Below are 26,687 nucleotides of genomic sequence, written 5' to 3' on the forward strand. Positions count from 1 at the left end.
AATTACATTTTTTAATTATAATCAGTTAACATATCTATAGAAATAGGTCTTCCTGAATAAAATCCCTGACAAATATCAAAATCCATACTCTTCAAGTACTCCCATGTTTCTTTATTTTCAACACCTTCAGCAACAATTGAAATATTCAGTTCTTTAGCTAATTCAACAGAAAACTCAATAATTATTTGTTTAAACCTATCCCTTAAGCAATTTGTGATAAATGAACGATCTAATTTCATTTCTGTAAAAGGCAAACGAGATAATTTGTCCAATGATGAATGCCCAGTACCAAAATCATCAATTGATACACCTACCTTATGTATTCTTAGTCTAGATATATTTTCAAGAAAATTAATCGATGAGTTATAAGCGTCACCTTCCGTTAACTCCAGCATAAATAAACTTGTATCTAAATTATTTTCTTTACACTTATTAATAAATTCATCAGAAAAACCTTTTTTACAAAGCGAATCATATGTGATATTTATAGATACTTTATATTTTAACTCTCCTGATAAATAATCAGAAATTACATTATCAAAAACAATATTAAATAATTTATCCAAGATCCCTTGTTTTTTACACGTATCTAAAAAATAATATGGTGTCAATAAACCATATGTAGGATGTTGCCATCTAACCAACGTTTCAACCGAGATTATTTTTTCAGTTTTAAAATCAACTTGAGGTTGATAATAATTAATCATCTCCCCATTATCTATCGCTTCAATTATATCTTCAATTGAAAATTTAATATCTTTAGCTTTATTTATATCATGTTTTTCTAAATTTATTTCATTCACAGTTTGTATTATTTCTTTTATTTTCTCATTTTTTATCGGTTTCTCTAATGCGTCGATTAATAAAAATTGTAAAGAGTGACATAAATCACTCACGATAGAAATCAAAGATGTATCTAATGCACTAACAATAACTATACCACCATTAAAATCAGTATTATTAATCCGAATAAGTAGTTCAACACCATCCATATTAGGCATTCTTATATCACAAAAAATCAAATCAAATACATTTTTATTAATAAGTTCAATAGCCTCACTTCCTGAATAAACACATTCAGCATCAGATCCACACTGTTCAACAATTAAACTTTTTAGCATATTAGCTTGTAACTTATCATCATCAATAATTAATATTTTTAATTCATTCATTATTCAACTCATACCACTCTGATGCATTTAGAAGTATGGTTTTTACTTCTGAAATAAGTATTTCCTTTTTTTCATTATATGATTCTTCTCCATATTCACATTTTGATAAAGTATTTATCATTGGAACAAACCTTAGCATATTTACACTATTAAATCCGCCTTTCATCTTATGTAATATTGAACTCATAGATTCTTGATCCATACAAGAAACTAATGTATTGTAATCATCCGTTATACTTTCAATGAAAATTGGCATTAAGTTTTTTTTATTAATGTCAAAAAAGCAGGCTCTTATATTATTATTATTTAAATGTTTACTTAATGTTTTATGCAGTTGTTTTAATCCATATGGTTTAAATAATACGTCATCAAAACCACAAATATCACTATTGACTCTTATGCTCCTTGAGTCTTCTGCTGTACACCCAATAATTGCTTTTTCATTAAATATGGGAAGTTCATTTCTTATTTTTTTTGATAGTTCAAAACCATCCATAATAGGCATATGGCAATCGGTAATTAAGAGATCAAATTTATTATAATCTTTTTTAATGACCTCCCATGCCTCTTTACCATTACTTGTAACAATTGAATTTAATCCAATTTCCTCAAGTTGGTTTACTAATAACTCTTGGTTTATTCGATTATCTTCAGATATTAATACAGTACCTTTAAGGCGTGTTAAGGATTCGTCTTCATTTTCTTTCTTACCATTTTGAATATACACTAATGTATTTAATAGTTGATCTAAAAATATAGGTGAAGAATTTATGTAATGGTGATTACTTATTCTACTTTTATCATCATCATTAATACTATTTAAATATATAGTTTCATTATACTCATTATCAACTTCACTTTTATTTGTGATGAGTACATTACACTTGGCACCGAAACTATTATCAGAAAATATCGATAACCATTGACGTAAGTTTTCATCATTAACTTCACATGTGATAGACAACTGTCTCACTGGATATTTGAATTCAGAAACGACATTAATTGGAATTGAAAAATTAATTGATGTCCCTATTTTTTCAATACTCTTAATGCTTAAGCTTCCACCCATTAACTTTATCAACTCATTGACAATATTAAGACCAAGGCCTGTACCTCCATATTCACGAACAATACTATTATCTGCTTGCGTAAATGGTTTGAATACTCTATCTAAATTTTCTTTACTGATCCCAATACCAGTATCACTTATATCAAAATTCAAATTATTATCTAAAATAGAAACAGTTACCTCTACATATCCCTTATTTGTAAATTTTATTGCATTAGATATAAGATTGTTAATTATTTGACTCAATCTTAATGAATCAATACTAATAACTTCACTTAAAGTTGGCTCAATTGTGATGTATAGATTAAGGCCTTTTTCATTTGCTGATGCATTGTGCAAACGAAAAAGCTCGTTTAATACATTCAGATAATGACAATCTCTTTTATCTAAACTTAACTGCTCTGCTTCTAATTTAGAATAATCTAAAATATCATTAACCAACATATGAAGATGGTTCATAGAACCAGAGATATTATCTACCAAGGATTGCTTTTCTACTCCTTTAATTCTTTTTGAAAGTAACTCCAAAAGACCTGTTATTCCTGCAATTGGTGTTCTTAACTCATGACTCATATTTGCAAGAAACTGCTCCCGATAAACAAGTGCTTTTTTAGTCTTTTCATTTGCTTCTATTAATGCAGATTCTTGATTTTTTTGCTGACTAATATCGCTAATAACGGTAAGTAAATAATATTCGCCACTTCTTTCTTCATAAATTCTTTTTCTAACTTTATTTACAAATTTGTAATCAAATTTACAGTTCGTAATTGATATTTCATTTGTAATTACTAAATCATTAAGGAAAATATTATCGGTTATTTCACTATTTAATTCATAGGAAAAAATACAATTCCCACAATGTTCTTTATTATAAAAATAGCAGTTACTTAGCACTACATCCTTATCTTTGTTATGAATAAATATTCTCGTAGGTAATTCAGATATTATTCCTTGTAACCACGTTTTATCTTTCTCTAAGTTTACTTTATCTTTATCTTTAACCTTTACTTGTAATTTTAAATTATTAAGCCAGAAATAAACGACTAAACTTATTAATAAAATAAATATTGTTACTACAAACACTATTTTTAGTACTGTATTTTTTTCATAACCATAAATAACATTAAACTTTCTGTAACTACGTTTTATTTTTCTAAACTCTTCCTTATCAATAATTTTCAACGCTGAATTAATTACTTTCATTAATTCTTCATTTTCATTTGACAAAGAAAAAGATACTTTAAAAATACGATCTTCTCTTGCCCCTATAATAAACTTATTATCAACATCATTTACAATAACACCTTGAAGTAAATCTTTTGATATATAAGCCACATCAATTTTTTCATTAGATAGATCATTAATTAATTTTTTAATGTTTGTATAAACAAAAGAATCTTTTGTTATATCCTTTCTAATCAAATTTAAACTTTCATTATTTTCAGAGACTAATACACCTATATTTTCTTTCTCTCTATCCGTTCTTATTTTATTTTCAATAGATACATAAACCATAGACATATAGGGGTTACTAAATAAAAGGCCTTCTTTATTATGTGAGTCTGAATAGACCAGTGGTATTAAATTTATTCTACCTGAGTAAAACATATCCCATACATCTTCTTTATTCTTTGGTACATATTCAAACATCAAACCTGTTCTTCTTTCAATAAGGTTTATGAAATCATATAAATAACCCGTAAGTTGTCCATCTTCATTACGATAAAATAGAGGTTCTCTATTTTCGTTAAAACTATATTTTATTATTTTTTGTCCTTTTTTAAGTTGTCTAAACGCTATATTTGCCCAGTCATTGTTAAGATAAATATCTGCTATTTCATTTCGGTTAAATTCTTTTGAATTCATTAACTTATTAATAATTGATATTAATACCTCATTTTCATTAGAGGTTATTATGCTAATTTTTTCAAGTTCTAACCAATCTGGTATTTTAACAATACCTTTAGATATTTTATTTACACTTATATATTCTGATATAGTAACATAGCTTGATATAATTGCATCTACAATACCACTATTTACAAGTTCGATGGATTTATCAAATGACTCAACCTCATGTATATTTACCGCACCTATTTCTTCTAACTTATCACAATAGACAGTACCTAAAACACAAGTCCACGATATTTTATTTATAGGCAAGGACGATATATTATTATCTTTATAATAAACGGATATACTCGATTCAAATAGAGGCTTTGAAAATAAAAATGTTGACTCTCTTTTTTTTGATGGTGAATAACCTAAAGCAATATTTGAAGAGCCTTCTTTTACACTTTCTAATATTTCTTTAACCGTATCATATCGGTTAAATTTAATGTCTACGCCTTTTTTCGAAAATATATACTTAATATAATCAACATAAATTCCTTTATAATCACCTGACATAGATATTTCTGCATAAGGAAACCAAGGTTCTGATAACATAGCGACAGATAGTGTTGGATTTTCATCTATATATTTTTGTTCATTGTCGGTTAATACTTCAGATGCATTAGTAATAAAAGGAAAAAAGCACAAAGAAATTAATATTAAATATGTATACATCATAGCTACAAGTTATAGAGTCAACTTACAGAATAATTATCATAGAAAATATGTCAAATTAAAAAAAATACCACCAATTAATAAGCCATTGATTATTAATTGGTTTTATAAAAAACTTCACTATAGACTACATCAATATAGGATTTTTCTTACAGATTTGTTGTTGTTATATTCTTTATTGTCATACGATAATCTTTTGTATTATTTTTTCTAATTCTATATGCAAAGGACTACTTCTATTTGTTAATTTTATACATGCAGCAAACGATAAATTTATACGCAGCTTTTCTGGTATTTCTATAAACTTAAATTCCTTTTCATCCATCATTGCTCGGATCCCTACCATTGCCATATTATCATCAAGAACAAAACGTTGTAGCGCCATTAGATCATCCGTTCTTAGTTGATAGTTGAGTCTTATTCCATTTTTACGGCATACGTCGACAAAATGTTGTTTCTTATCATTCCAGCCAGATACTCGGATCTGTGCAAAAGGAGCCTGTATAACTTCTTCCCAAGTATTTGCTCCATGTGAATGAGACACGGCTATAACCTGAACCGTTTCTAAGAGCTTCTTTTGATAAATCTGTTTCGTTCTATCTGCATTTAAAAAATTCACGCCTATTTGAATCTTGCCATCTAATATTTCTTGTTCTGTCACCTCTGTCCATGTTTCAATAACAATCACCGAATGGGGAAATCTCTTGCGTAATATTGAATAGATTTTTGAAGCATAATATTTAATAGTCACTGAATGCATAGCAATATGAATTGTATTTTTATATTCAGAGGCTATAAATTTAGATTCAGGAAAAATTGCATTATCTATTTGTTGTAGCGCATTTTCAATTTGAGGAAGCATTTCTTGAAGTACAAGTGTCGGTTCTAATCCTACGTTACCTCGAATAAATAAAGGGTCACCAATTTGCTCTCTTAACTTTGATAAATGTTTACTGATGGCACTTTCAGTATTCCCAAGAATATTTGCTACTTTCTTAAGATTCCGCTGTTCATTAAGTAAGATTAATACTTTTAATAAATTATAATTAAGCTCATTACTCATTAGATCCTCCTATTAACTCAATTAAGCATAATGACTAAATACTAATAATTCCTATATTTGATTAAAACCTCGCTATACCTTAGAGATTACCTTTTATAATAAGCCTTCTTCTCTCGATACATATGCTCATCTGCAACCGTAAACATCTTAAATAGCTCTGTATTATCAGAGCATGACCAGCCTATAGAGTAATGAGCTTCATAACTAGCCCCCTCTTTATCAAAAAAGAGTAAACTCTCTTGGTGTAACTGTAATTTTTCAGCTAATGATGTACATTCTTTCCACGTCATACCTTTGGCTAGCAGAGCAAATTCATCTCCCCCTATTCGGTAGAAGCTTTCATTCTTTGTTAATAGTTCTGAAATATGACGACTACTTGCTTTAATTAACTCATCACCTAAATCATGTCCATATTGGTCATTGATTGCTTTTAATCCATTCACATCTAAGATGAACAGTCCAAAGTTCCATTCTGCATCGGTGTCCCTATAACGCTTCTGATAGTGCGCTAAATCTTCATCAAAGGCTTTTCTATTGCCACACTTTAATAATGTATCACTTCTTGTTACATCGACTAACTCTAACCAAGAAGAGAGCTGTTTAACAAAAAGCTTAAACACTAACTGGTGCTCTTCTAATTGAGGAGTAGATATAAAACGTAAGCTTGCGAGCAATTTATCCTTACTCGACAATATTTGTATTCCGGAGTGTTCACCTAACCGTCTAAATCGCAATTGCCATTGAATATCAGGAAAAAGCTGTTGTAGTTGTTGCTCTACTTTCTCTGGTAAATTACGGTAGCCCAGTGTTTTATATATTGAGCCAAACTCAATCACTGCTGCTAAGTTATTTTTATTTAACTCTTCTCTCTGCAAAGCATCACTAATTTGAGCAGTCTGCTTAGTCACTTGTATTTCTAATTCTTGATTAAAGCTGGAAAGTTTTTTATTGTTCAACTCTATCAAAGCTTGAGATTTATTGAGTTCATCATTCGTATTTTTTAATTCCAGCAGTTGATTTTGAATCGTAACTCTCATTTTACTAAGCACTATCGCCATTCGATTAAACTCAGTAAATTGGAACTGCTTTTCTTTAGGCTCTTGATTTGATGCATAACTAACAATGGTTTCTTCTATCTCAAGGAATGCTTTTGATATCCATCGAGTGATCCCCATTGCGATGAAAAGAACAGTTACAAATGTCCAACCAATAACCGTAAATAATGCAACTAACGTTGATTTCATTTCTTTTAAACGAGAAAAATCAGAAAATTGATACGAAATATCGAACGTTAATGGAGATGAAAAAAACGTATTATTTAATACAAACAAACGATCAATACGGTCACTGTCGCTAGCTTCTGGCGTTATTTTCATCTTTTCTTCCACATGCTGTTGAACACTGAAACTTTCGTCGTTAAGTAGAAAGTGTTGAAAGTGCTCTTCAATCGTCTCAAATGAAATCAATACCACCACATAACCAGACGCTCTATAGCGACCGGAACCTTCTAAATTGTATGCTAGCATTGGAGTGACTAAAGTAACCCCTTCAGACGATGAAAGCCCTTTTATAAGGTTTGGTTCAGTATAAAATCGAACCGCAGTTAACCCTTGCTCATAGATAGACTTATCTTGACTGATTTCTTTTAATAATTGACTGTTTTCAAAATGATATGAACGCCCATTCAAATCATACAAAGGTTCCCAATCATCATTTAATATATAGACACTGTTAATTAAACTTGATAACTCACTAAAACGCGTCAAATTATGCATTACTACGCTAGAATAGAGAATATTATCAAGCGCTTGAATGTTAAATCGATCACGGGATAGCCAATTTAAACTTTGTTGAATACGATCAAACTCAATCACGATCTCTTGAGCGATAGTGGATACTGCATTTTGTATTTGTTGTTCTTTTTGATTTAACAGTTTTTCGCCAATACTGTTCGTCAAAAAATGACTAATAAACAGCAATGGGACTAACGTCGTAATCAACAGAACGTAGGTGAATACTTTACGTAAACTTAAAAATGGACGACGGATCACTGTTCCTCCACCTTTTTAGAATATCTGTCTATTAGATTTTCGATATATTCCATGGTTTCCTTTTTTGGCATACCATCAGAATGTCGAGATGCCCCTCTTGCTAAGGCTTCCCAAACAAAAGAAACACGCAAACTTGTTGGCATCGATTGAGAACGTAGATATTGTTGATATACCGAATACATCACGGTTTTATTGGATGACATTGAGACACGATTCACCTCTTCTGATGCAGAGATGTACTGATGTTTATTGATCAATTGAGTTAAAAACGCGTCATCTTGAGATAGCAGCATTAACTGCCTAATCATTTCGCGTTTCTCTCGATTTTGATACCCCCCTCTGGTAATAATTAGTACTTTACCTGCAGACAATGATTTCATCGGGACGCCTTGATAACTCGGCAGTGACGCAATACCAAGGTTGTCACCAAAAGCGTCAGACAGATCACTAACAGCCCAATCACCATCGATTAGATAAGACGCTTTACCATCGATAAATTGCTGACGCCCACACACATTACTGCACTCAGGATGAATATGATTAGTCGTAGCGACATCATGGTAAAACTGCAATGTTTCCATGCTTTTTTCATCATTAAAGATAATCTTATCAAGCGGTATATCTGGATGGAATAAGCTAAAAAACGCAGAGAATAAATACATGTCTTTCACACTAAACACAATGTGTGTTTTATCTGGATCTTGTTTTGACAGCACTTGCAGTTGTTCCCAACGAGTTACTGGCTCTGAAGTTTTACTTTTATCATAAAACAGCATTAGGTGATTACCAAGAAATAGGGGTAAACCCATGTATTCATTATTCACCATAGCACTTTGCTTGGCCGCTTCCTCTAATTGTTCTTCTTTGATCCACTCTTTAGGAATCGCTTTCAAACCGATAAATTTATGTAAGCCTAAAAAATCAGAAGGCACCCATGCCACATCTGGCATGTAGTTTTTTGAACGAGAGGCTAATAGTAATTCGGCTTTCATTTCATCGATAGAGAACTTACGGATCATCAGTTGATTACCCGTTCTGGCTTCAAACTCTTCAGCCAATCTTTTATCCACGTTGTCCCCAAAGGCACTCCAAAATTCAAGCATTTTGGCTTCAGATGAGAACGAAACAAGAAAAGTAATTAATACGAGGAATTTACGCATGACAGTTAAATAATATCTATTTGAAATGAAAAGAGAGACACAAGCTTCCTATTTATGTCACGAACTGATAATTATATCAGAAAAAAAAGCAATAAACGTTGGCTACCCATAAATGGTCATACCACTAATATCTGGTTATACATGTATTTTTGCATACGTCATAACGAGATCCGCAACCGTCTCGGCATTCAGTTTCTTCATTAAACTAGAACGATGTACTTCTACCGTACGAACCGCAACAAATAACTCTGCTGCAATCTGTTGGTTTCGTTTTCCTGCTACAATTAAATGCAAAATCTCAGATTCTCTTTCGGTCAATGAATCCAGCACTTTTTTACAGTTGTGTTTATCATAAAGACTTAAAGAGGCCGTCATTGCTTTATGAATAGCTAACGCTAATTGCTCGCCATCGACGGGTTTTTGAAAGAAATCCACCGCCCCTAACTTTAGAGCATCCACCGCCATTGGTACGTCACCGTGTCCGGTTAAAAATATAACAGATAATGGACTTTGCTGTTGGTTAAGTACTGCATGCACTTCTTGGCCGCGAAGAATAGGCATACGACTATCAAGCACCACACAACCCGGCTTCATTATATCCACATTATCAATAAAACCTTGTCCATCGTTAAAAGAAACAACTGTAAAATCATATCCTTCTAACATGAAAGTTAATGAATCACGTACAGACTCATCGTCATCGACAACATACACTGGTACTACTAATTCAGACATTATCTTCCCATTTTTTTATTTAATAACGAGTGTACTTAATCGTGGCAATATTACTGTGACACAGCACCCTTGTGGTGATGCGGGTTCCAATAAAAATTGCCCTTGATGCGCTTCAATCACATCACGACAAATCGCAAGTCCTAATCCTAATCCATTTTCTTTCGTGGTAAAGAATGCTTTAGATAACTGTTCGCTATCGTCCTCAAACCCTATTCCATTATCTTGTATTGTGATCTCGATATTAGAATCATCACATTCTGTTCCAATATGAATATGATGGATAACACTGCCTTCTTGTTCTTCGCGTTGCATACAAGCATCAGCGGCATTATTAAGTACATTAAGCAGCACCTGTTGTATGCCGACGGCATCTCCCCACAAAAGACATGGTTCAATCGCATTATCTCGCGTGAGATGAATTTGTTTCTTTTGAAAGTCGTACTCTAATAACGCTAAGGTATCGCTAATGATGCCATTAATATCACATTCTGCTTTGGCCATTTGGCGCTTATTAATCAGTTTACGTAACCGCTGCACAATGCTATCAGCGCGAATGACTTGCTGCTCTATTTTCTCTAAAACGGGAATTAATTCTTGCGCTGGCAGTCCTTTTTTAAGGCGTAACAATCCCCCTTGGCTATAATTACGGATTGCAGCTAATGGCTGATTAATTTCATGCGCCAAGCTACTTCCTAGCTCTCCAACAATACTCACTCGTTGAGCGTGTTCTAGCATCGAATTTTTCTCTTTTAAGCTATGAAGTGTATTTTCTAGCTCGCGTTTACTGCGGCTGAATCGATATTCCAACAGAAAATGATAACCATTAAGTGAAATAACTAGAATAAATAGCATCCATCCCCATTGTTGATTCTGCTTTAGCCACGATACGGCTTCTTGCCACCACGGCTTTTGCAATGGATGCATATCCAAGCCTTGATACAATTTATCAACTGAGAGCTGACTAATGGGTGATGTCCAACCCAACGAATTAGCAGCAAGCGCAGCAGACTCATGACTGGATAATGATAACAACGCTCTCGTGATCGGTTTGGCTAATCGTTCATTTCCTTTCCCTGTTTTAGCAAATGACCAGTTTGGGTAGAGCGGCGTTGAGGTGGCGCAAGAAAAATCGTCTGGTGCGATATTATTGATCACTCGATAATTAGAGACATCTATCAATCCCTCTTTGTTCATTCTCTCAATTAAACACACGGGTACAATCGCCCCCTCAATATGTTTATCACGTAATTGATAAATTAAGGCATCTAACGGAAACCCTAAAAATTGCGTATCTGAAAAGTACGCTGATTGACTTAATCCGAGTTTATTAATCTCAAATCGTAGCGTCAGATAACCTCCAAAAGCATTTTCATCCACCGCAGTTAAGGAGTGTCCACTTAATGATTCAATAGTCATAAATGATGAATCGCTACGAACCACTAATGCCGAGCCAATTGCGTGAGTTGTTCCATTTTTACGAGTAGTGTTCGCACTGCTTAATGTCGCAAGCCAAGAGAGTGGGTATTGTCTGCCCAATCGTACGGCCTGACCGGGATTAGTGATAACAAAATCAACGGTTTGATTCTCGACCGCTTGTTCCATTTGTTGAAGCGTAAAAGGATGCAAAACAAAATGAGTATTCGGAACGCGTTCACTCAACCAATTCATCGTCGGTTGCCAACGATTTTGAGCTTCAGCCCCACCACGGGTAGCCAATACACCGACATCAACGGCTTGCGCTTGAGCAAAGACCGCATGAGATAACAACAAACACACGCACCCTACCCACAGCGATAGACTGATTTTACGACCCGGTACTTGCCATCCATTGATCATTATCTTTTCGCTCTTATTTGAAATACTTGCCAAGAATAACAACTTCTGTTTATTTCCCAACTCTTTTTCTTGTTTTAGATCAACTCTCCTTACGCTATGTGGAAAACCACAATAGGCGACACTGACTTAATTCTTAATAATCCGTTCATATTATGCAATGCACTCTAACTCCTAACCAAAAAGGTGTTTTATGGACAATACCAAACGTCGATTTCTCAGTCGTCTTGGCAGCCTTACCGCTGGCGCTGCGATTATTCCTGTCGCTGGCGCAGGCACATTATCAGCCAATACCATTATCCGTAATAATAACCAACCAGACCGCAAAGGCATGGTGGGTAAGCGTTACGCAATGGTTGTTGATTTACGAAAATGTGTTGGCTGCCAAGCCTGTACCGTAGGTTGTTCCATCGAAAACCAAGCACCTATTGGGCAGTTTAGAACAACCGTAAAACAATACGAAGTCACGCTAGATAATGGCGATACTGAAGTTCAAAACGTCAAATCATTCATGTTACCGCGTTTGTGTAACCACTGTGAAAATCCCCCTTGCGTTAAGGTGTGTCCAGTTCAAGCGACCTTCCAACGTGAAGATGGCATTGTCATGGTGGATAACGAACGCTGCGTAGCCTGTGCTTATTGTGTTCAAGCTTGTCCTTACGATGCCCGTTTCATTAATGAAGAGACCTTAACCGCTGACAAATGCACCTTCTGTGCTCATCGCTTAGAAAAAGGTTTATTGCCCGCTTGTGTCGAAACCTGTGTAGGTGGCGCGCGTGTGATTGGTGATTTGAATGATCCAAGCAGTGAAATTGTACGCTTAATGGCAGAAAACCAAGCGGACATAAAAGTACTAAAACCGGAAGAAGAAACACAACCCCATGTGTTTTATATCGGCATGGACGAGCGCTTTACGTCTCACATTGAAGGCAAAGCCGCGATTTATGATCCAAAAGGAGAAAACGCATGAACATCACTGAAGTTTTGATTCAACCACAAGCAACCGCGTGGCTTCCGTGGGCCGTGCAGTACTTCTTATACATAGGTTCTGCTTACGCTGCTGCTATTTTGTTTTTTCTGAGCTTGGTATTTCAACAATTCACAAGCCATAAAATGCGCTCGGCATTGGTATTAACCCTTGCGATTGGCGCGATTGTTGGTCCGTTAGCGTTAACCGGTGATTTGCATCAACCAGGTCGCGCTTGGCATTTCTTTTTCCATCTTACGCCTTGGTCTTGGATGTCTCTTGGATCGTTATTCTTGCCTCTTTTCTCAGGGCTAGCGGTACTCACAGCATGGCTATATTTACGTGATGATATTGCCCAATTGAAAAACAGCACCAATTCAATCGCAAAATTAGTGGGCTTACTAACACTAGGTGATTGGAAAATAAGTACCGTACAAATGAAAATCGTCGCAGCGATCACGGTTTTATCTGGGTTAAGCATCGCGCTTTATACAGGCGCTGAGATTGCGATTGTAGAAAGCCGTCCATTATGGAATCAAGCCGCTTCTCCTCTGCTTTGGTTTATCACTGCGTTCTTAGGTGCAATTGGTTTCTCGTCAATTTTATTATGGCTATTCCCTTCTGAGAACAACAAAATAATGAAAAGTGGGGACTTATCTCTTATCAAACGCGTAATGACATTAAGCTCACTGCTCGCATTTATTCTCATGCCGCTTTGGGCTTCAAATAATCCGTACTTTTCATTGTACGAAAATAGCGATTGGATCACTCGATTAAGCATTGTCAGCATAAGCTTTGTCCTTTGTTTTATTGTGGCTCAAAACATCAAAAAACTGCATCGACTGAGTTTCGCGGTGATTGCATTAACGACCTTGTGTGCGAGCTTTTATTTACGTTGGGTCACCATGATGGATGTGCAAACCATACCAAAATTTGATGTGGGTGCTTACCCATACGAACTGCCACTGGGCGGCTCTGGGCTACTGGGCATTATTGGTATGTTTGGCTTATGGATGGCATTAGCGCTTGCGGCATCTGAACTCATCAACACAACAAAATCAACCAAGTAAGGAATTGAACATGGATAACAAACGTCGTCAGTTTTTAAAATCAGGCCTTGCTGTTGGTGGTGTTGGTGCTTTTGCAGCAGGCTATGCAACAACAGCGAAACACATGGCTCATGGGGTGATTGAAGGCACCGCAGGTAAGAAAACCAACCACATTCATCATGGTAATTCATTAGAACCAGAATACACGGTGACAGAAGAAGGGAAATTTATCCCGAATCCAAAGCAACGTGTTGCCCCTTCAATGTGTTTTGGTTGTTGGACATTATGTGGCCTACGCGTTCGTATTGATAATGACAGCGATAAGATCTTACGTATCTCTGGCAATCCGTATCATCCGTTATCACACGAGCAGCAAATCCCATTCAATACATCGGTAAAAGACGCGTACATTGGCTTAGCCGGAGAAACGGGCATTGCAGGTCGTTCAACGGCGTGTGCCCGTGGTAATGGCATGATGGAAATTCGCAACAGTCCGTATCGTATTACTCAACCATTAAAACGTGTCGGTAAACGTGGCGAAGGAAAATGGGTACCCATCAGCTATGAACAATTACTTGAAGAAGTGATTGAAGGGGGCGATTTATTTGGTGAAGGTCATGTCGAAGGGTTACGTGCCATTCGCGATCTAAAAACCCCCGTAGATCCTAATAACCCAGAATACGGCCCAAAGGCCAATCAACTGTTAGTGACCAACGCAGGTAACGAAGGTCGTGATGATATTTTAAAACGCTTTGCTTTTAACAGTTATGGCACACGTAACTTTGGTCATCATGGTGCATATTGTGGTTATGCTTTCCGCGCAGGCTCTGGCGCATTAATGAATGATCTCGACAAGTTCGCTCACGTAAAACCGGATTTAGAACACACCGAATTTGCAATCTTTATTGGTATGTCACCAGCCCAAGCCGGTAATCCATTTAAACGTCAGGCTCGTCAATTGGCCGCTGCTCGTATTCGTGGTAATTTTGAATACACGATTATCACACCAAGCTTACCGGCTGGTTCATCAAGCCTAGCGGCGGGCGATAACAACCGTTGGATGCCAATTAACTCTGGCACGGATTCCGCTTTAATACTCGGTATGATCCAATGGATCATCACTAACGAGCGTTACAATCACACCTTCTTAGCGCAACCAAGTGTAAATGCAATGAAAAGTGCAGGCACTGCTCATTGGTGTAATGCTACTCACCTTGTTATTAGCGATGAATCTCACCCTAGAAATGGCGCGTTCTTACGTGCGTCTGAAATGGGATTAGCGTATGAAGGCGAAGCGCTGTCTGACAGTGATCCTTATGTGATTATTGATGCAGAAACGAAGCAGTTAGCCATCAATACACAGAACCAACCAGCGATGTTATTTGTAAGCCAACAAATAGAAACCATCACTGGCACCGTCACCGTTAAGTCATCATTACAACGCTTAAAAGAAGAAGCGTTTAAATATGACTTGGCGTTCTACAGTGAGCAATGCGGGATCTCAGAAGATGAGATCATTGCATTAGCCACTAAATTTACCAGTCATGGAACTAAAGCTGTCGTCGATACCCACGGCGGTAACATGCACAGTAATGGTTTTTATAACGCTTACACCATTTTGATGTTGAATGCCCTTATCGGTAACATCAACTTAAAGGGCGGAACAATGGCAAAAGCAGGCGGTTATCCTACGTCGGCGGAAGGCCCACGTTATAACTTTGCGACATTCTCAGGCAAAGTGAAACCACAAGGTGTTTTCTTATCTCGCAGTAAATTCCCATACCAGAAAACCAGTGAATACAAACGTAAAATGGCGGCAGGTCAATCGCCTTACCCAACTCGCTCACCTTGGTACCCTATTTCTTCGCCATTACTAACTGAACATTTATCGGCGGCGATTGATGGTTATCCATACCGTGCAAAAGTGTGGATAAACCACATGGCAAACCCGCTTTATGGCGTTCCTGGGTTAGATAATTTATTAAGCGATAAAATCAAAGATCCAAAACAATTAGGATTGATTGTCTCTGTTGATGCGTTCATTAACGAAACCACCGCTCTATCTGATTATTTAGTACCCGACACCGTGACTTATGAAAGCTGGGGAATGGCGACACCTTGGCATGGCGTACCAACAAAAGCCGTCACAGCTCGTTGGCCTATTGTTGAACCATTAACCGAAAAAACGACTGATGGTCGCACTATCAATCTTGAAAACTTCGTTATTGATATTGCCAAACAGATGGATCTTGGTGGCTTTGGGGATAACGCGATTTCAGATGCAAACGGCAACTGGCATGCCATTCATTGTGCGGAAGATTTCTATTTACGCTCAGCCGCTAACCTTGCTTATGTGGCTAATGGCGTACCAACCGCCACCGCAGAAGACATAGTGTTGTCAGGGTTAGAACGATTACTACCAGACATGCAACGAGTTTTATCGCCAGAAGAATTAGGCAAAGTAGCCTATATTTTCGCTCGTGGTGGGCGTTTTGAAGATGCCACAGAAGCGTACAAAAACGATGAAATGAAATACAAATGGAAAAAACCATTAGCGATTTGGAATGAGACACTCGGCACCTCTCGCAACACCATGACAGGTGAGCAATACAGTGGTTGCCCTACGTGGTATCCACAAAAGCTCGCTGATGGCACACCGTTAAGTGATAAATACCCAAAATCAGAATGGCCATTTACGTTAACTAACTTTAAATCGAACATTCACAGCGCGGTGTCTAACTTATCTCCTCGCTTGAATTCAATTAAAGGCGTAAACCCTGTTTATATTCATCCGACAGACGCAAAAAAACTCGGCGTTAAAACCGGTGATGTATTCACAATAACAACGCCAAGCAGCTCAACCAAAGCGTTGGCGATGTTAGTTGATGGTATTCAACGTGGCACATTAGGCTTTGAACATGGCTTTGGTCATACAGAGCTAGGTGAACGCGCCCATTGGATTGGCGATACTCAGCAACCCGTGAAAATGAAATCAAACGATGGCGTAAATATTAATGACATTGGCTTGATAGACCCTACTCGTGAAGGCAAAGGCGTTTTGCTTGATTGGGTGGTTGGCGCAGCAGCAAGACAAGCACTCCCTGCTAAAATCAGTTTAAGCGAGCAATTCGCCTAAATTGAGATGACTGGTGTGCTCTGCGCACCAGTCATTCTTCCATCCTATGAAAACAATAAGTCCTTTCATATCACACGCTGCATAATAAATGTGGAAAACCACAATACCCAAGACTATAAATAATATTGATAATAAAAAGAAAATATCCCTAAAAAATAAAGTGATTTTTGTGGAGCAAATATGTCATTAACCAGAATAGTTCAAGGCAGCATGGGGTTAGGGGTTTTGCTTCTATCCATCAGCTCAGCCTTTGCAGCACCAATACCACCCGCAGCAACCGTATGTACCAGTTGCCATATGCCCACCGGCATGGGCTTACCCAACATGGCCCCTATGATTGCAGGGAAAAACGCGGAATACCTTACTCGTCAAATCGATTTATTCATTGCAGGCGAGCGTAGCGACCCTCTGATGACACCAATGGCTAGCCTCATTTCTGATCCAAAAAAGAAAGCCGAAGCCATTAATTACTTCGCTTCTTTGTCTGCTCCTGAAATTAAAAATCCAGAACACCGCGGCGACCATGCCATTATCGAAGACCCTGCTCGTAAGCTCGTTTACCAAGGCGATTGGAATCGTAATATTCCAGCCTGCTCTACTTGTCACGGTGCCAGTGGCATTGGGGTACAAGATTTTCCTCGCTTAGCAAATCAACATCCTGATTATCTGGAAGAACAATTAAAAGCATGGAAAAACAAAACTCGCTCAGGTGATCACAATGACGTGATGGGCAGTATCGCACGACAACTCACAGATACTGAGATCTCGCAATTATCTCAATACTTTGCCAACGTGAAATAAGGATGATGACAATGAAAAAATACCTAATCACTCTGGCAGCTGCAACGTTATTATCAAATAACGTTTTAGCAAATACCGATTTACCAGACAAACAAGCTGAATTACCGGCCCATCCAAAAACAGAAAAGTCTGATCACTTAGTCCCACGTGATTTCAGTACAATTCCGAACACCCCTTTTGGTGACAAAGTTAAACAAGGTTATTCTCTATTTGTAAACACGCAAACCTTGCAAGGCAAATACGTTAATAACCAACAGAATTGCGTAAACTGCCATATGCAAGCCGGGATGAAAGCCGATTCGGCCCCTCTTTGGGGAGCATTCATGGCCTACCCTGCTTACCGCTCGAAAAATGACAAAGTAAACACCTACGCTGAACGTATTCAAGGCTGTTTCACTTATTCCATGAACGGGACCGCTCCGCCAACAGACTCACCTGAATTAGTCGCATTAAGTGCGTATTCCTACTGGTTAGCCATGGGGGGGTTATTAGACAAATATGGAATGCAAGATACCCCTATCCCTGAATTATCCGATACCGCAGTTCAGCTTGGTGGTAATGATGAAACATTCATCTTACCTGCTGAAATGATGAAAGATTTACCCGCAGGAAAACGAGGTAAATTAGCTGGTCGTAGTTTCCCAAAACTAGACAAACCAGAGCAAGCGCCTTCTATTGAGCGTGGCGAGATTGTTTACAACACTACGTGTGCAAGCTGTCATGGTGCTAATGGCGAAGGCATTAGAGATCACGGCGTGCAATCTTTCCCACCACTATGGGGTAAAGACTCATTTAACTGGGGCGCAGGCATGCACCGTGTAAATACTGCCGCCTTCTTTATCTATGAAAACATGCCACTTGGAAAAAGTATTCAGATCACCAAACAAGAAGCATGGGATGTTGCAGCCTTCATGAACAGCCATGAGCGCCCTCAAGATCCCCGCTTTAAAGGTGATTTAAAAGCAAACCAAGAAAAATACCATAACCACCAAGGCTACTATGGTAAAACCGTAAACGGAAAAGTATTAGGTGAACATTCATATTAATAGCATTGCCTAATTAAAATAATAAAATAGCACCGTCTATTGGCTTAACATAAAGTCCTTATTCACTTTTAGTAATAAGGACTTTTTATTGCGGCATTGTTAACACCGTCCCTGTTTATTACAACAAAATACGTTATATTCTCGCGAAATTAATCCTTATTGATAATTGAGTTCATAATGAAATTTAGCGTTAACACATTAGTTATTTCTACTCTATTTGCTTCTTTTTCGGCTTTTTCTGCCCCTGTTGAATTTCAGAAGATCCCAGAGATCATGACGAAATTTGAATCTGCTCAACTGTTTGTAAAAAGCTCACCAACGCTAGGTCGATTACCAAAAGAAGCCGAACTAGGAAAAGAGTTTCCAACGTACGTTTCTGATGGCAAAGGCGGTTACCACCTAGAAACAAGCAATACGATGATCAAAGAGGTTGTTGTCGCTAGAATGCCAACCGCAGTTGTCGATGATGTCTATAATGAATGGTTAGTACCTCAAGATGTATGGAAAGGCACTTATGGTATTCTTCCGACCTCAACAGAGTTCGCGTCATTTAAGCGTATTAAAACCATCAAAGCCGTTAAGATTGATGATGAAATGCTAACACTGATGGGCAGTGAAGATGGTAAAACGGCGACCATTAAAGTGAGCTGGGACGATAAAGGAATGACCGTTTACAAAGACGGTTACCTTGCTGATTATGAATACGGCATTGCACCAGAAGAAATGAAAGAAAACTACGAACTGGCAAAATAACATAGCCAAATCAATAAAAAAGAGAGGCGATTAATACCTCTCTTTTTATTCATAACCCCTTTATTCTCTAGATATCAAGATGGTTCCAGCCAATAAAGACATTGCTATTAGTACTAACCCTAAATCTCCAACGACACCTGCAAGGCCCAATCCACCGCCAATTAAGCAATAATACAACAGGCCTAATACTGCGCCTGCGGTTCCTACTTGGTGTTTATAATTAACGAGTGCCGTGCTAAATATATTAGGAATAGCCATACCAAACCCAGCGACCACACTTGCCATTCCGAGCAAAAACCAAAGGCTACCTTGATACAAATACACCTGAGCCGAACCAATCATGCTAAACACAACTGCCATCTGAATTAATCGTTGCGATCCCCACTCTTTTTCTAACAATCGTTTATTCAATGTGCTACCAAAAATAGAAGCCACAGCTAACACCACACCACTGTAACCAAATTCCATTGAGCTTAATCCAAGCTGATTAAACTTAAATGGAGCTAAAGAGTAGTAGCTAAACATCATGACATTAAAGCAAGCAACCAAAATCGCACTTTTCCAAATAGCACCATCTTTAAGCATTGCCTTAAAAATACTCATAAAACGAACTGTTTCAAGATGACTAGGCTTTGTTTCTGGCAATGACACTGCAGACACAGCTAAGAGCATAATAGCCATAACAAATAACAAGCTAAATACAATCAAATGCCCGAAATACTCAGCAATAAATCCACCCAACATTAAACCCACAACAGGGCTAATAGATACAGCAACAACCGCTACTGAAAATACTCTTCCTAACTCCTTACCTTCATAACTATCACGCAATATTGTCTGGCCGATAACAGACCCAACTGCCGCGCCAAAAGCCGAGACAATGCGTGCAATTAGCACAATATTAAAATCAACAGCAATAATGGCCAGCAGGCAACCAATAGCATAAATCAGCAAACCACATAGCATCGCTTTGCGGCGTCCAATCACATCAGAGACTCGTCCCCAGAAAACCACACCCACAGCAAAAGCCATAAAATAAATAGACAAGGTTTGACTGGCGCTTGCCATTGATACGCCAAAATAATCGACGAGGTGAGGTAATACTGGGCTGTAAATAGTTTCAACAATTTGAGGGAACATCAATAGCATGATGAGTAATCCCATGTGAGGTTTTTTATTCATACACTTCTCTTCTAAAATTGGAATAAGAGAAGTATATGGACTTCATTTGTGTTCAAATATCAACAATAGAACAATAAACATCAAAATAAGGACAAACCATGCTGATCGATGACAACACTCCTTTTTATGTTGATGATATGCCTTATCCCTTTGTTGGTATTGCCGCCCAAGTCGGCAGACATGATTCAGGCATGCATATCCACAACCGTGCACAATTGTTGTTTGCCCCGCATGGTTGCATGAGTATTACGCTCGACGGGCTGCATTGTGTATTACCGCCAACCAAAGTCGCTTGGATTCCTGCGGGGATTGAACATTGCGCTACCATGACCAATGTCGTTGCCTATCGTTCTCTTTATTTTGATCCTCGCGCTATCGATAATTTACCAACAGAACTGAGTATTTTTAGTGTCACACCATTATTAAAGGAATTGATTGAACGAATGGCCTTTTGGGATTGGGATAAACCCAGCGAAGAGCAAAAAAACACATTGGCATTATGTTGCGAAGAACTTTTTCACGCAGAAAAGAATGAACTCACTCTGCCTTTACCCAAAGATAAACGATTAGCATTGTGGTTAGAAAAAGTAAAACAAGGAACACTGTTACCTCAACCATTGAATGAAATGGCAAAGCATATTGGGGCAAGCAGCAAAACCATTACTAGATTATTCATTAAAGAAACAGGGATGCCTTACCAAGCGTGGCGTCAGCAATGGCGACTGCTCACTGCGATTGAACAATTGTCAGAAAAAAAGAGTGTTTCATCCGTCGCCCACGCATTAGAGTTTTCTAGTGACAGTGCGTTTATTCATTTCTTTAAACAACACACAGGAGAAACTCCAGCTCATTACATGAAATAAGCATTTCCAAAAAAGAAAAGTATCATTGAATTAATTTCACTAACTGAAATTATATTCTTAACTCATAATAAACCCATACTAATTAAAAGGGTTTTATCATGAGTCAAGAACGCTTCTATAGCATCATTACCGATGCTAACCTTTCTCCAAAACAAAAATCTCAATATTTAGCATTAGAGGCAGAAGCAAGCCTGCCTTATATGGAGATTGACTCAAAAACTCAACAAGCTTTAAAAGATGGCGTGTTATGTGACATGTTTGAAGGCCACGCTCCATTTAAACCACGCTATGTATTACCAGATTACGCAAAGTTTTTAGCTCAAGGTTCTGAATTCCTAGAGTTGAGCCCAGCGGAAGACTTTGATGATGCATTAAATTTACTGACTATTATTTATCATCACGTTCCTTCGGTTACTTCTATCCCTGTTTACCTTGGCCAACTTGATACAGTGCTTATGCCTTTTGTTGGATCTCTTAGTGATGAAGATATTTACCAAAAACTAAAACGTTTCTGGATCATGCTTGATCGCACCCTTCCTGATGCATTTATGCATGTAAATATTGGTCCAACAGATAACATCATTTGCCGTACTATCTTGCGTGTTGATGCTGAATTAAAACAAATCGCACCTAATCTAACCTTTATGTATGATGCTGACGTTACACCAGACGATTTACTTCGCCAAGCGGCATCAAACATTTGTGAATGCAGCAAACCGCACATTGCTAACTACCCTGTTCACGCAAAAGCGTATAACAATACAGGCTTTGGTATTGTTAGTTGCTACAACTCTCTGCCGCTTGCTGGTGGGTCAAACACATTAGTTCGTATGAACTTAAAAGAAGCGGCTAAAAAAGCACAAAATAAAGCCGATTTTATTGAGAACGTTCTACCATATTACTGCAAAGTAATGTTTGGTTTAATGGACACTCGCAGCGAGTTCTTACATGAAAAATCTAACTTCTTTGAAGGCTTCCTAACAAAAGAAGGTCTAATTAATGAAGACCGATTTGCACCAATGTTCGGTATTTACGGCATGGCTGAAGCGGTTAATATTTTGCTGGAAAGAGACGGTATTAATGCAAAATACGGTCATGATGACGTTGCAAATCTGTTAGGTCATGCCATTTCAAAACAGCTTTCTGAAATTGTGGCAGCAACTGATGTTAAATACGGCTATCACAAAAAAGCATTGCTTCATGCTCAAGGTGGGATCAGTTTAGATCTTGATGTAACTCCTGGTGTTCGTATTCCTTACGGCACAGAACCTGATCCAGTCTCTTATGTGCAAGCAACTGCTGGGCATCATCAATACTATACGTCAGGTATCAGTGATATTTTAACGATTGATGAAACCGTTAAATCAAACCCAGAAGCGATGTTTAATTTAGCAAAAGGGGCGCTTCAATCTGGCTACCGTGAATTTACAGCAAACGTTGCGTCAAACGATTTGGTACGAGTTACAGGTTACATGATCAAACTGTCTGACATTGCAAAATTTGACGATGAAGGTTCTCGTACAAATACGACATTCTTAGGAGCTGAAGCGGCTAAAAATACGGGTATTTTAGAACGTAAACCTCGTGTTGCCGCGCTAGAAATTACCCCAACGTACGCAGAATAGTTCATATTATGGTAAACGCTTCCCCATTAAGCAGCGATACCATCAACTATGATAAAACAGGAATGGTCAGCAAAGTGCTGACCTTTTCTTGTGTTGATGGCCCTGGCAACCGCCTTGTGATCTTTCTACAAGGTTGTAATTACGATTGTATAACTTGTCATAACCCCCACACCATTAACCACTGCGATCATTGTGGTGATTGCGTCGAACCTTGTCCAACAGGAGCATTAACCTTTAATGATTCTCCAAACAGAAAAGTCATTTGGAATGAAGCCTTATGTACTCAATGTGATAAATGTATTGATGTCTGTCCAAGTAAATCTAATCCTAAAATAACGACTTACTCAGTAGAAAAGCTGCTTGAATTTACTAAAAAACATGCTCCATTTTTAAGTGGCGTTACTATTTCTGGTGGTGAAGCAACCCTACAATTGCCGTTTATTATTGAATACTTTAAAGCCATCAAATCAGAAAAATCACTCGGCCACCTTACGTGTTTTATTGACAGTAATGGCAGCTTATCTGAGCAAGGTTGGAATAGAGTTCTACCCTATTTAGACGGGACGATGATTGACTTAAAAGCATGGCAAAATGACACGCACTTATGGTTGGTCGGCAGAGAAAACCATCGCGTATTACACTCTATCAATCTATTAGCTAAGCATGATAAATTGCACGAAGTTCGTTTATTGTATATTCCAAATAAAACGGATTTACTGTGTGAGATAGATGCCATTAGTGAGTATTTAAAAACACTACCAGAGCACATAGCTATCCGCTTAAATGCCTTCCAACATCACGGGGTTATTGGTGAAGCCTTGACATGGGATAAGTGCAACAAAGTACAAATGGAAGAATTTGAGGCCAAGTTAATTACTAAATTGGGGCGACCAGTTATCACCCCATCGGTTTATACTTAAACAAAGCATTGATTCATAAAGAAAGCCTCAGTGGTGGTGATAACATTAAAGCTGTTCTTTTATAATATAGTTCGCATAAATTAGATCTCGATTCCAACTTCTACCATAGCTAAGAAAACTACCCTGCTATTGAGCAACATTTAATCTCTAATTAGAAGCTAATCACATTAAATAATACAATATTAAAATAATATTATTTTGAAGAATTTAACTTAAGGATATTAAATGAAACTCCAAACAAAACTCTTAGTAACCCTGTGTCCAGTTTTATTTTCAGCAAACCTTCTTGCCCAATCATTTGTTAACTTTGACGAAGAATCATTAAGCAACGCAAAAGAGGCACTTAACAATAAAACGGCTCATGCAGAAAGTACACTTGCTTACAATCAATTACTCACACTTGCAGATTCATTATTAACACTTCAAAATCCAACTGTCATGGACAAAAAAATATCCCCTCCAACAGGTGATAAGCATGACTATTTAAGTATCAGTCGCTATTGGTGGCCCGATGAATCAAAATCAGACGAACTGCCATGGATTAGAAAAGATGGACAAACAAATCCAAGCACTCAAAATAACGATGTCGATAAACAAAGAATCGAATTAACAACTAAAAGTATACAAGCACTAGCTCTCGCTTATTATTTTTCAGGTGAGGATCAATATGCAAAGAAAGGCGTCAGTCTAATTCGTACTTGGTTTTTAGATGAAAACACATTAATGAATCCTAATTTAGAGTTCGCTCAAAGCGTTCCCGGAATCAATAAAGGTCGTCGCTCAGGTATTTTAGATGGTCGTATCATCCCCCAACGAGTCTTAGATGCCATCACAATGTTCTCTGATTCTAAATATTGGTCTGAAGAAGACGATACAAAAATGAATGTTTGGTTAACACAATATTTAGCTTGGTTAACCACGAGTGATCTTGGAAAAGAAGGCGCAAAGCAAACCAACAATCATGGCTCATGGTATGAATATCAAGTTGCTGCCGTTTCTTATTACTTAGGCGATACAAAGCAAACTAAGCAAGCCGTTAAAAACGCTGAGATTATATTCTCACAGCAATTTGATTCAATGGGCGCTCAACCTCATGAACTTGAACGTACACGTTCTTATTTTTATAGTACATTTAACTTAGAAGCGATTACTAGCACTGCAATTATTGCAGAAAAAGTAGGCCTTTCTATGTGGGAGTATGAGAGTAAAAACAACGCCACATTAATAAAAGGAATTGATTTCTTAATCCCTGCGGCGAATGGAAACGAGTGGATATATAACTCTTCTGTTGAAGGGGTAACGCCAGATAATCTTGCGCCACTATTGGCTGCTATTCCAGAGAAAATCAGGTCAAAAGAACAATCAGAGCTACTCACTAAACTATTACAAGGTTTAGAAACAAATGACAATAAAAAAGCTTATCAAGATGAAATATATAAGAAGTTCTTACTTTATATGCCTCAATATATTAAATAAGCGTTAATCGATTCAAAATAGGTTCTGTCACTAATTATGCAGAACCTTTTTTGTTTAAAAAACAATTCATCATCACGCCAATAATCTATTACCCAAACAAAGCATTGATTCATAAAGAAAGCCTCAGCTATAATGTTACTGTAACATTAACTAAGGCTTATTATGACTACTGAGATTAGAAAATCACGCCCAACTTTACAAGATATTGCAGACAGAATCGGCATCACCAAAATGACGGTCAGCCGCTATATGCGAGCTCCTAGTTCAGTTGCAGAGCCAACGCGAGTCAAAATAAGAGCCGTTGTTGAAGAGCTTGGATACATTCAAAACCGTGCCCCAGCAATGCTTTCAAAAGCCTCAAGTAAAGCGATTGGTGTATTGCTACCTTCTTTATCAAACCAAGTATTTGCTAATTTTACACAAGGTATTGAAGCGGTAACCAATGCTTGTGGTTATGAAACCTTAATTGCCCACTTTAGTTACAGCAAAGATATTGAAGAAAACAAGATAGCGGCCCTACTTTCTTATCAGGTAGATGGACTTATTTTAACCAGTTCAGAGCATACTCCGCGTACATTACAAATGATAAAAACCGCTGGCATACCAATTATCGAAGCGATGGAGTTACCTGAAAACCCAATTGATATTGCTGTCGGATTAGATCACGAATTAGCGGCTTATACTGTCATTAAATCTATGCTCAATAAAGGGAAAAAACACATCGTCTACTTTGGTGCCCGACTGGATACCCGAACACAACTACGTATGAATGGTTACGATAAAGCGATTACAGAAGCTGGATTTGAGCCAATCCACATCCTAACCGAAGCTCACTCAAGCTTTACCTTAGGTCAAAAACTTCTTGAACAAACATTAAGCATACACCCTACTGTAGATGGGATCTTCTGTACTAATGACGATATTGCTATCGGAACAATCATGGCTTGCCAAGAAAGAAAAATCCCAGTACCACAACAAATTAGTATCGTTGGATATAACTCATTAGACATAGGCCAAGCAATGTCACCAAAACTAACCAGCGTAGATACGCCTTTATATGCTATTGGAGAGAAAAGTGCACAATTACTGCTAGATTCTCTGGCAGGAAAAAGCCCAGAACAAAAAGTGTTTGATCTGGGCTTTACGATTACACAAGGAGAAAGCTTGTAATTTCAGCTTTCTCTATTGCGCTTTATTCCTGCTCCTTAGATATTAAGC

19 protein-coding genes are annotated in these 26,687 nt (G+C 37.4%); 11 read left to right on the top strand and 8 right to left on the bottom strand.

Features of this window, described 5'->3' with window-relative positions; all coding sequences use genetic code 11:
• Positions 1–11: 11 nt before the first annotated feature.
• From A6E06_RS06635 to A6E06_RS06665, 7 genes are all read right to left on the bottom strand, one after another.
• Positions 12–1,172: an EAL domain-containing protein gene (locus A6E06_RS06635; protein ID WP_065591862.1), complete on the bottom strand. Its 1,161-nt coding sequence runs from the start codon at positions 1,170–1,172 to the stop codon at positions 12–14.
• Positions 1,165–4,812 (bottom strand): transporter substrate-binding domain-containing protein, encoded by a 3,648-nt coding sequence (locus tag A6E06_RS06640; RefSeq protein ID WP_083190290.1) that lies wholly within the window; start codon positions 4,810–4,812, stop codon positions 1,165–1,167. Before A6E06_RS06640 ends, A6E06_RS06635 begins: the two co-directional genes overlap by 8 nt.
• Positions 4,813–4,990: 178 nt before the next feature.
• Positions 4,991–5,872 carry a LysR family transcriptional regulator gene (locus A6E06_RS06645; RefSeq protein WP_065591864.1) on the bottom strand — a complete coding sequence of 294 codons (882 nt, stop codon included), beginning with the start codon at positions 5,870–5,872 and terminating at the stop codon, positions 4,991–4,993.
• Positions 5,873–5,958: 86 nt separating this feature from the next.
• Positions 5,959–7,923 (bottom strand): GGDEF domain-containing protein, encoded by a 1,965-nt coding sequence (locus A6E06_RS06650; RefSeq protein ID WP_065591865.1) that lies wholly within the window; start codon positions 7,921–7,923, stop codon positions 5,959–5,961.
• On the bottom strand, positions 7,920–9,083 hold the full coding sequence (locus A6E06_RS06655; RefSeq protein ID WP_065591866.1) for an extracellular solute-binding protein: 1,164 nt from the start codon (positions 9,081–9,083) through the stop codon (positions 7,920–7,922). The genes A6E06_RS06650 and A6E06_RS06655 overlap by 4 nt, the downstream gene beginning before the upstream one ends.
• A 135-nt stretch (positions 9,084–9,218) precedes the next feature.
• Positions 9,219–9,818 carry a response regulator transcription factor gene (locus A6E06_RS06660; protein ID WP_065591867.1) on the bottom strand — a complete coding sequence of 200 codons (600 nt, stop codon included), beginning with the start codon at positions 9,816–9,818 and terminating at the stop codon, positions 9,219–9,221.
• 15 nt (positions 9,819–9,833) lie between these two features.
• Positions 9,834–11,654: a sensor histidine kinase gene (locus tag A6E06_RS06665; protein ID WP_255312058.1), complete on the bottom strand. Its 1,821-nt coding sequence runs from the start codon at positions 11,652–11,654 to the stop codon at positions 9,834–9,836.
• Between the two features lie 190 nt (positions 11,655–11,844).
• Here A6E06_RS06665 and dsrO point away from each other — a divergent pair, with 190 nt between their 5' ends.
• The 6 genes from dsrO (at position 11,845) to A6E06_RS06695 (ending at position 19,403) form a co-directional block, all read left to right on the top strand.
• Positions 11,845–12,621, top strand: a complete 777-nt coding sequence (gene dsrO / locus A6E06_RS06670) for a sulfate reduction electron transfer complex DsrMKJOP subunit DsrO (RefSeq protein WP_065591868.1) — start codon at positions 11,845–11,847, stop codon at positions 12,619–12,621.
• A complete protein-coding gene (nrfD, locus tag A6E06_RS06675; protein WP_065591869.1) occupies positions 12,618–13,688 on the top strand; it encodes an NrfD/PsrC family molybdoenzyme membrane anchor subunit in 1,071 nt (356 codons plus the stop codon). Before dsrO ends, nrfD begins: the two co-directional genes overlap by 4 nt.
• Positions 13,689–13,698: 10 nt before the next feature.
• The gene (locus tag A6E06_RS06680; protein WP_065591870.1) at positions 13,699–16,803 is read left to right on the top strand and encodes a tetrathionate reductase subunit A; all 3,105 of its coding nucleotides are present in this window, start codon (positions 13,699–13,701) and stop codon (positions 16,801–16,803) included.
• Positions 16,804–16,983: 180 nt separating this feature from the next.
• Positions 16,984–17,604 carry a c-type cytochrome gene (locus tag A6E06_RS06685; RefSeq protein ID WP_065591871.1) on the top strand — a complete coding sequence of 207 codons (621 nt, stop codon included), beginning with the start codon at positions 16,984–16,986 and terminating at the stop codon, positions 17,602–17,604.
• 11 nt (positions 17,605–17,615) lie between these two features.
• Positions 17,616–18,650 (top strand): c-type cytochrome, encoded by a 1,035-nt coding sequence (locus A6E06_RS06690; protein ID WP_065591872.1) that lies wholly within the window; start codon positions 17,616–17,618, stop codon positions 18,648–18,650.
• A gap of 177 nt (positions 18,651–18,827) precedes the next feature.
• Complete coding sequence (locus A6E06_RS06695) at positions 18,828–19,403, top strand: hypothetical protein (RefSeq protein ID WP_065591873.1); 576 nt, start codon at positions 18,828–18,830, stop codon at positions 19,401–19,403.
• Between the two features lie 60 nt (positions 19,404–19,463).
• Here the strand turns inward: A6E06_RS06695 and A6E06_RS06700 are convergent, their stop codons facing one another.
• Positions 19,464–20,585: a multidrug effflux MFS transporter gene (locus A6E06_RS06700; RefSeq protein WP_141676908.1), complete on the bottom strand. Its 1,122-nt coding sequence runs from the start codon at positions 20,583–20,585 to the stop codon at positions 19,464–19,466.
• Positions 20,586–20,683: 98 nt separating this feature from the next.
• On the opposite strand from A6E06_RS06700, the gene A6E06_RS06705 reads away from it, so the two are divergent.
• From A6E06_RS06705 to A6E06_RS06725, 5 genes are all read left to right on the top strand, one after another.
• A complete protein-coding gene (locus A6E06_RS06705) occupies positions 20,684–21,448 on the top strand; it encodes a helix-turn-helix domain-containing protein (RefSeq protein WP_065591874.1) in 765 nt (254 codons plus the stop codon).
• A gap of 98 nt (positions 21,449–21,546) precedes the next feature.
• Positions 21,547–23,073 carry a YjjI family glycine radical enzyme gene (locus A6E06_RS06710; RefSeq protein ID WP_065591875.1) on the top strand — a complete coding sequence of 509 codons (1,527 nt, stop codon included), beginning with the start codon at positions 21,547–21,549 and terminating at the stop codon, positions 23,071–23,073.
• Between the two features lie 8 nt (positions 23,074–23,081).
• Entirely contained in the window at positions 23,082–23,993 is a 912-nt protein-coding gene (locus A6E06_RS06715; RefSeq protein ID WP_065591876.1) for a YjjW family glycine radical enzyme activase, read from the top strand.
• 225 nt (positions 23,994–24,218) lie between these two features.
• Entirely contained in the window at positions 24,219–25,469 is a 1,251-nt protein-coding gene (locus tag A6E06_RS06720; protein WP_065591877.1) for an alginate lyase family protein, read from the top strand.
• 162 nt (positions 25,470–25,631) lie between these two features.
• Positions 25,632–26,639 (top strand): substrate-binding domain-containing protein, encoded by a 1,008-nt coding sequence (locus A6E06_RS06725; protein WP_065591878.1) that lies wholly within the window; start codon positions 25,632–25,634, stop codon positions 26,637–26,639.
• The last annotated feature ends 48 nt before the right edge of the window (positions 26,640–26,687 follow it).

It is taken from the genome of Aliivibrio sp. 1S175 (assembly GCF_001690985.1).
Lineage (GTDB): Bacteria > Pseudomonadota > Gammaproteobacteria > Enterobacterales > Vibrionaceae > Aliivibrio.

Coding starts and splice junctions, on each gene's coding strand:
- A6E06_RS06700 (WP_141676908.1), bottom strand. CDS start 20,585: ATGAATAAAAAACCTCACATGGGATTACTCATCATGCTATTGATGTTC.
- A6E06_RS06705 (WP_065591874.1), top strand. CDS start 20,684: ATGCTGATCGATGACAACACTCCTTTTTATGTTGATGATATGCCTTAT.
- A6E06_RS06665 (WP_255312058.1), bottom strand. CDS start 11,654: ATGATCAATGGATGGCAAGTACCGGGTCGTAAAATCAGTCTATCGCTG.
- A6E06_RS06715 (WP_065591876.1), top strand. CDS start 23,082: ATGGTAAACGCTTCCCCATTAAGCAGCGATACCATCAACTATGATAAA.
- A6E06_RS06725 (WP_065591878.1), top strand. CDS start 25,632: ATGACTACTGAGATTAGAAAATCACGCCCAACTTTACAAGATATTGCA.
- A6E06_RS06695 (WP_065591873.1), top strand. CDS start 18,828: ATGAAATTTAGCGTTAACACATTAGTTATTTCTACTCTATTTGCTTCT.
- A6E06_RS06710 (WP_065591875.1), top strand. CDS start 21,547: ATGAGTCAAGAACGCTTCTATAGCATCATTACCGATGCTAACCTTTCT.
- A6E06_RS06690 (WP_065591872.1), top strand. CDS start 17,616: ATGAAAAAATACCTAATCACTCTGGCAGCTGCAACGTTATTATCAAAT.
- A6E06_RS06635 (WP_065591862.1), bottom strand. CDS start 1,172: ATGAATGAATTAAAAATATTAATTATTGATGATGATAAGTTACAAGCT.
- dsrO (WP_065591868.1), top strand. CDS start 11,845: ATGGACAATACCAAACGTCGATTTCTCAGTCGTCTTGGCAGCCTTACC.
- A6E06_RS06685 (WP_065591871.1), top strand. CDS start 16,984: ATGTCATTAACCAGAATAGTTCAAGGCAGCATGGGGTTAGGGGTTTTG.
- A6E06_RS06655 (WP_065591866.1), bottom strand. CDS start 9,083: ATGCGTAAATTCCTCGTATTAATTACTTTTCTTGTTTCGTTCTCATCT.
- A6E06_RS06645 (WP_065591864.1), bottom strand. CDS start 5,872: ATGAGTAATGAGCTTAATTATAATTTATTAAAAGTATTAATCTTACTT.
- A6E06_RS06680 (WP_065591870.1), top strand. CDS start 13,699: ATGGATAACAAACGTCGTCAGTTTTTAAAATCAGGCCTTGCTGTTGGT.
- A6E06_RS06640 (WP_083190290.1), bottom strand. CDS start 4,812: ATGATGTATACATATTTAATATTAATTTCTTTGTGCTTTTTTCCTTTT.
- A6E06_RS06660 (WP_065591867.1), bottom strand. CDS start 9,818: ATGTCTGAATTAGTAGTACCAGTGTATGTTGTCGATGACGATGAGTCT.
- A6E06_RS06720 (WP_065591877.1), top strand. CDS start 24,219: ATGAAACTCCAAACAAAACTCTTAGTAACCCTGTGTCCAGTTTTATTT.
- nrfD (WP_065591869.1), top strand. CDS start 12,618: ATGAACATCACTGAAGTTTTGATTCAACCACAAGCAACCGCGTGGCTT.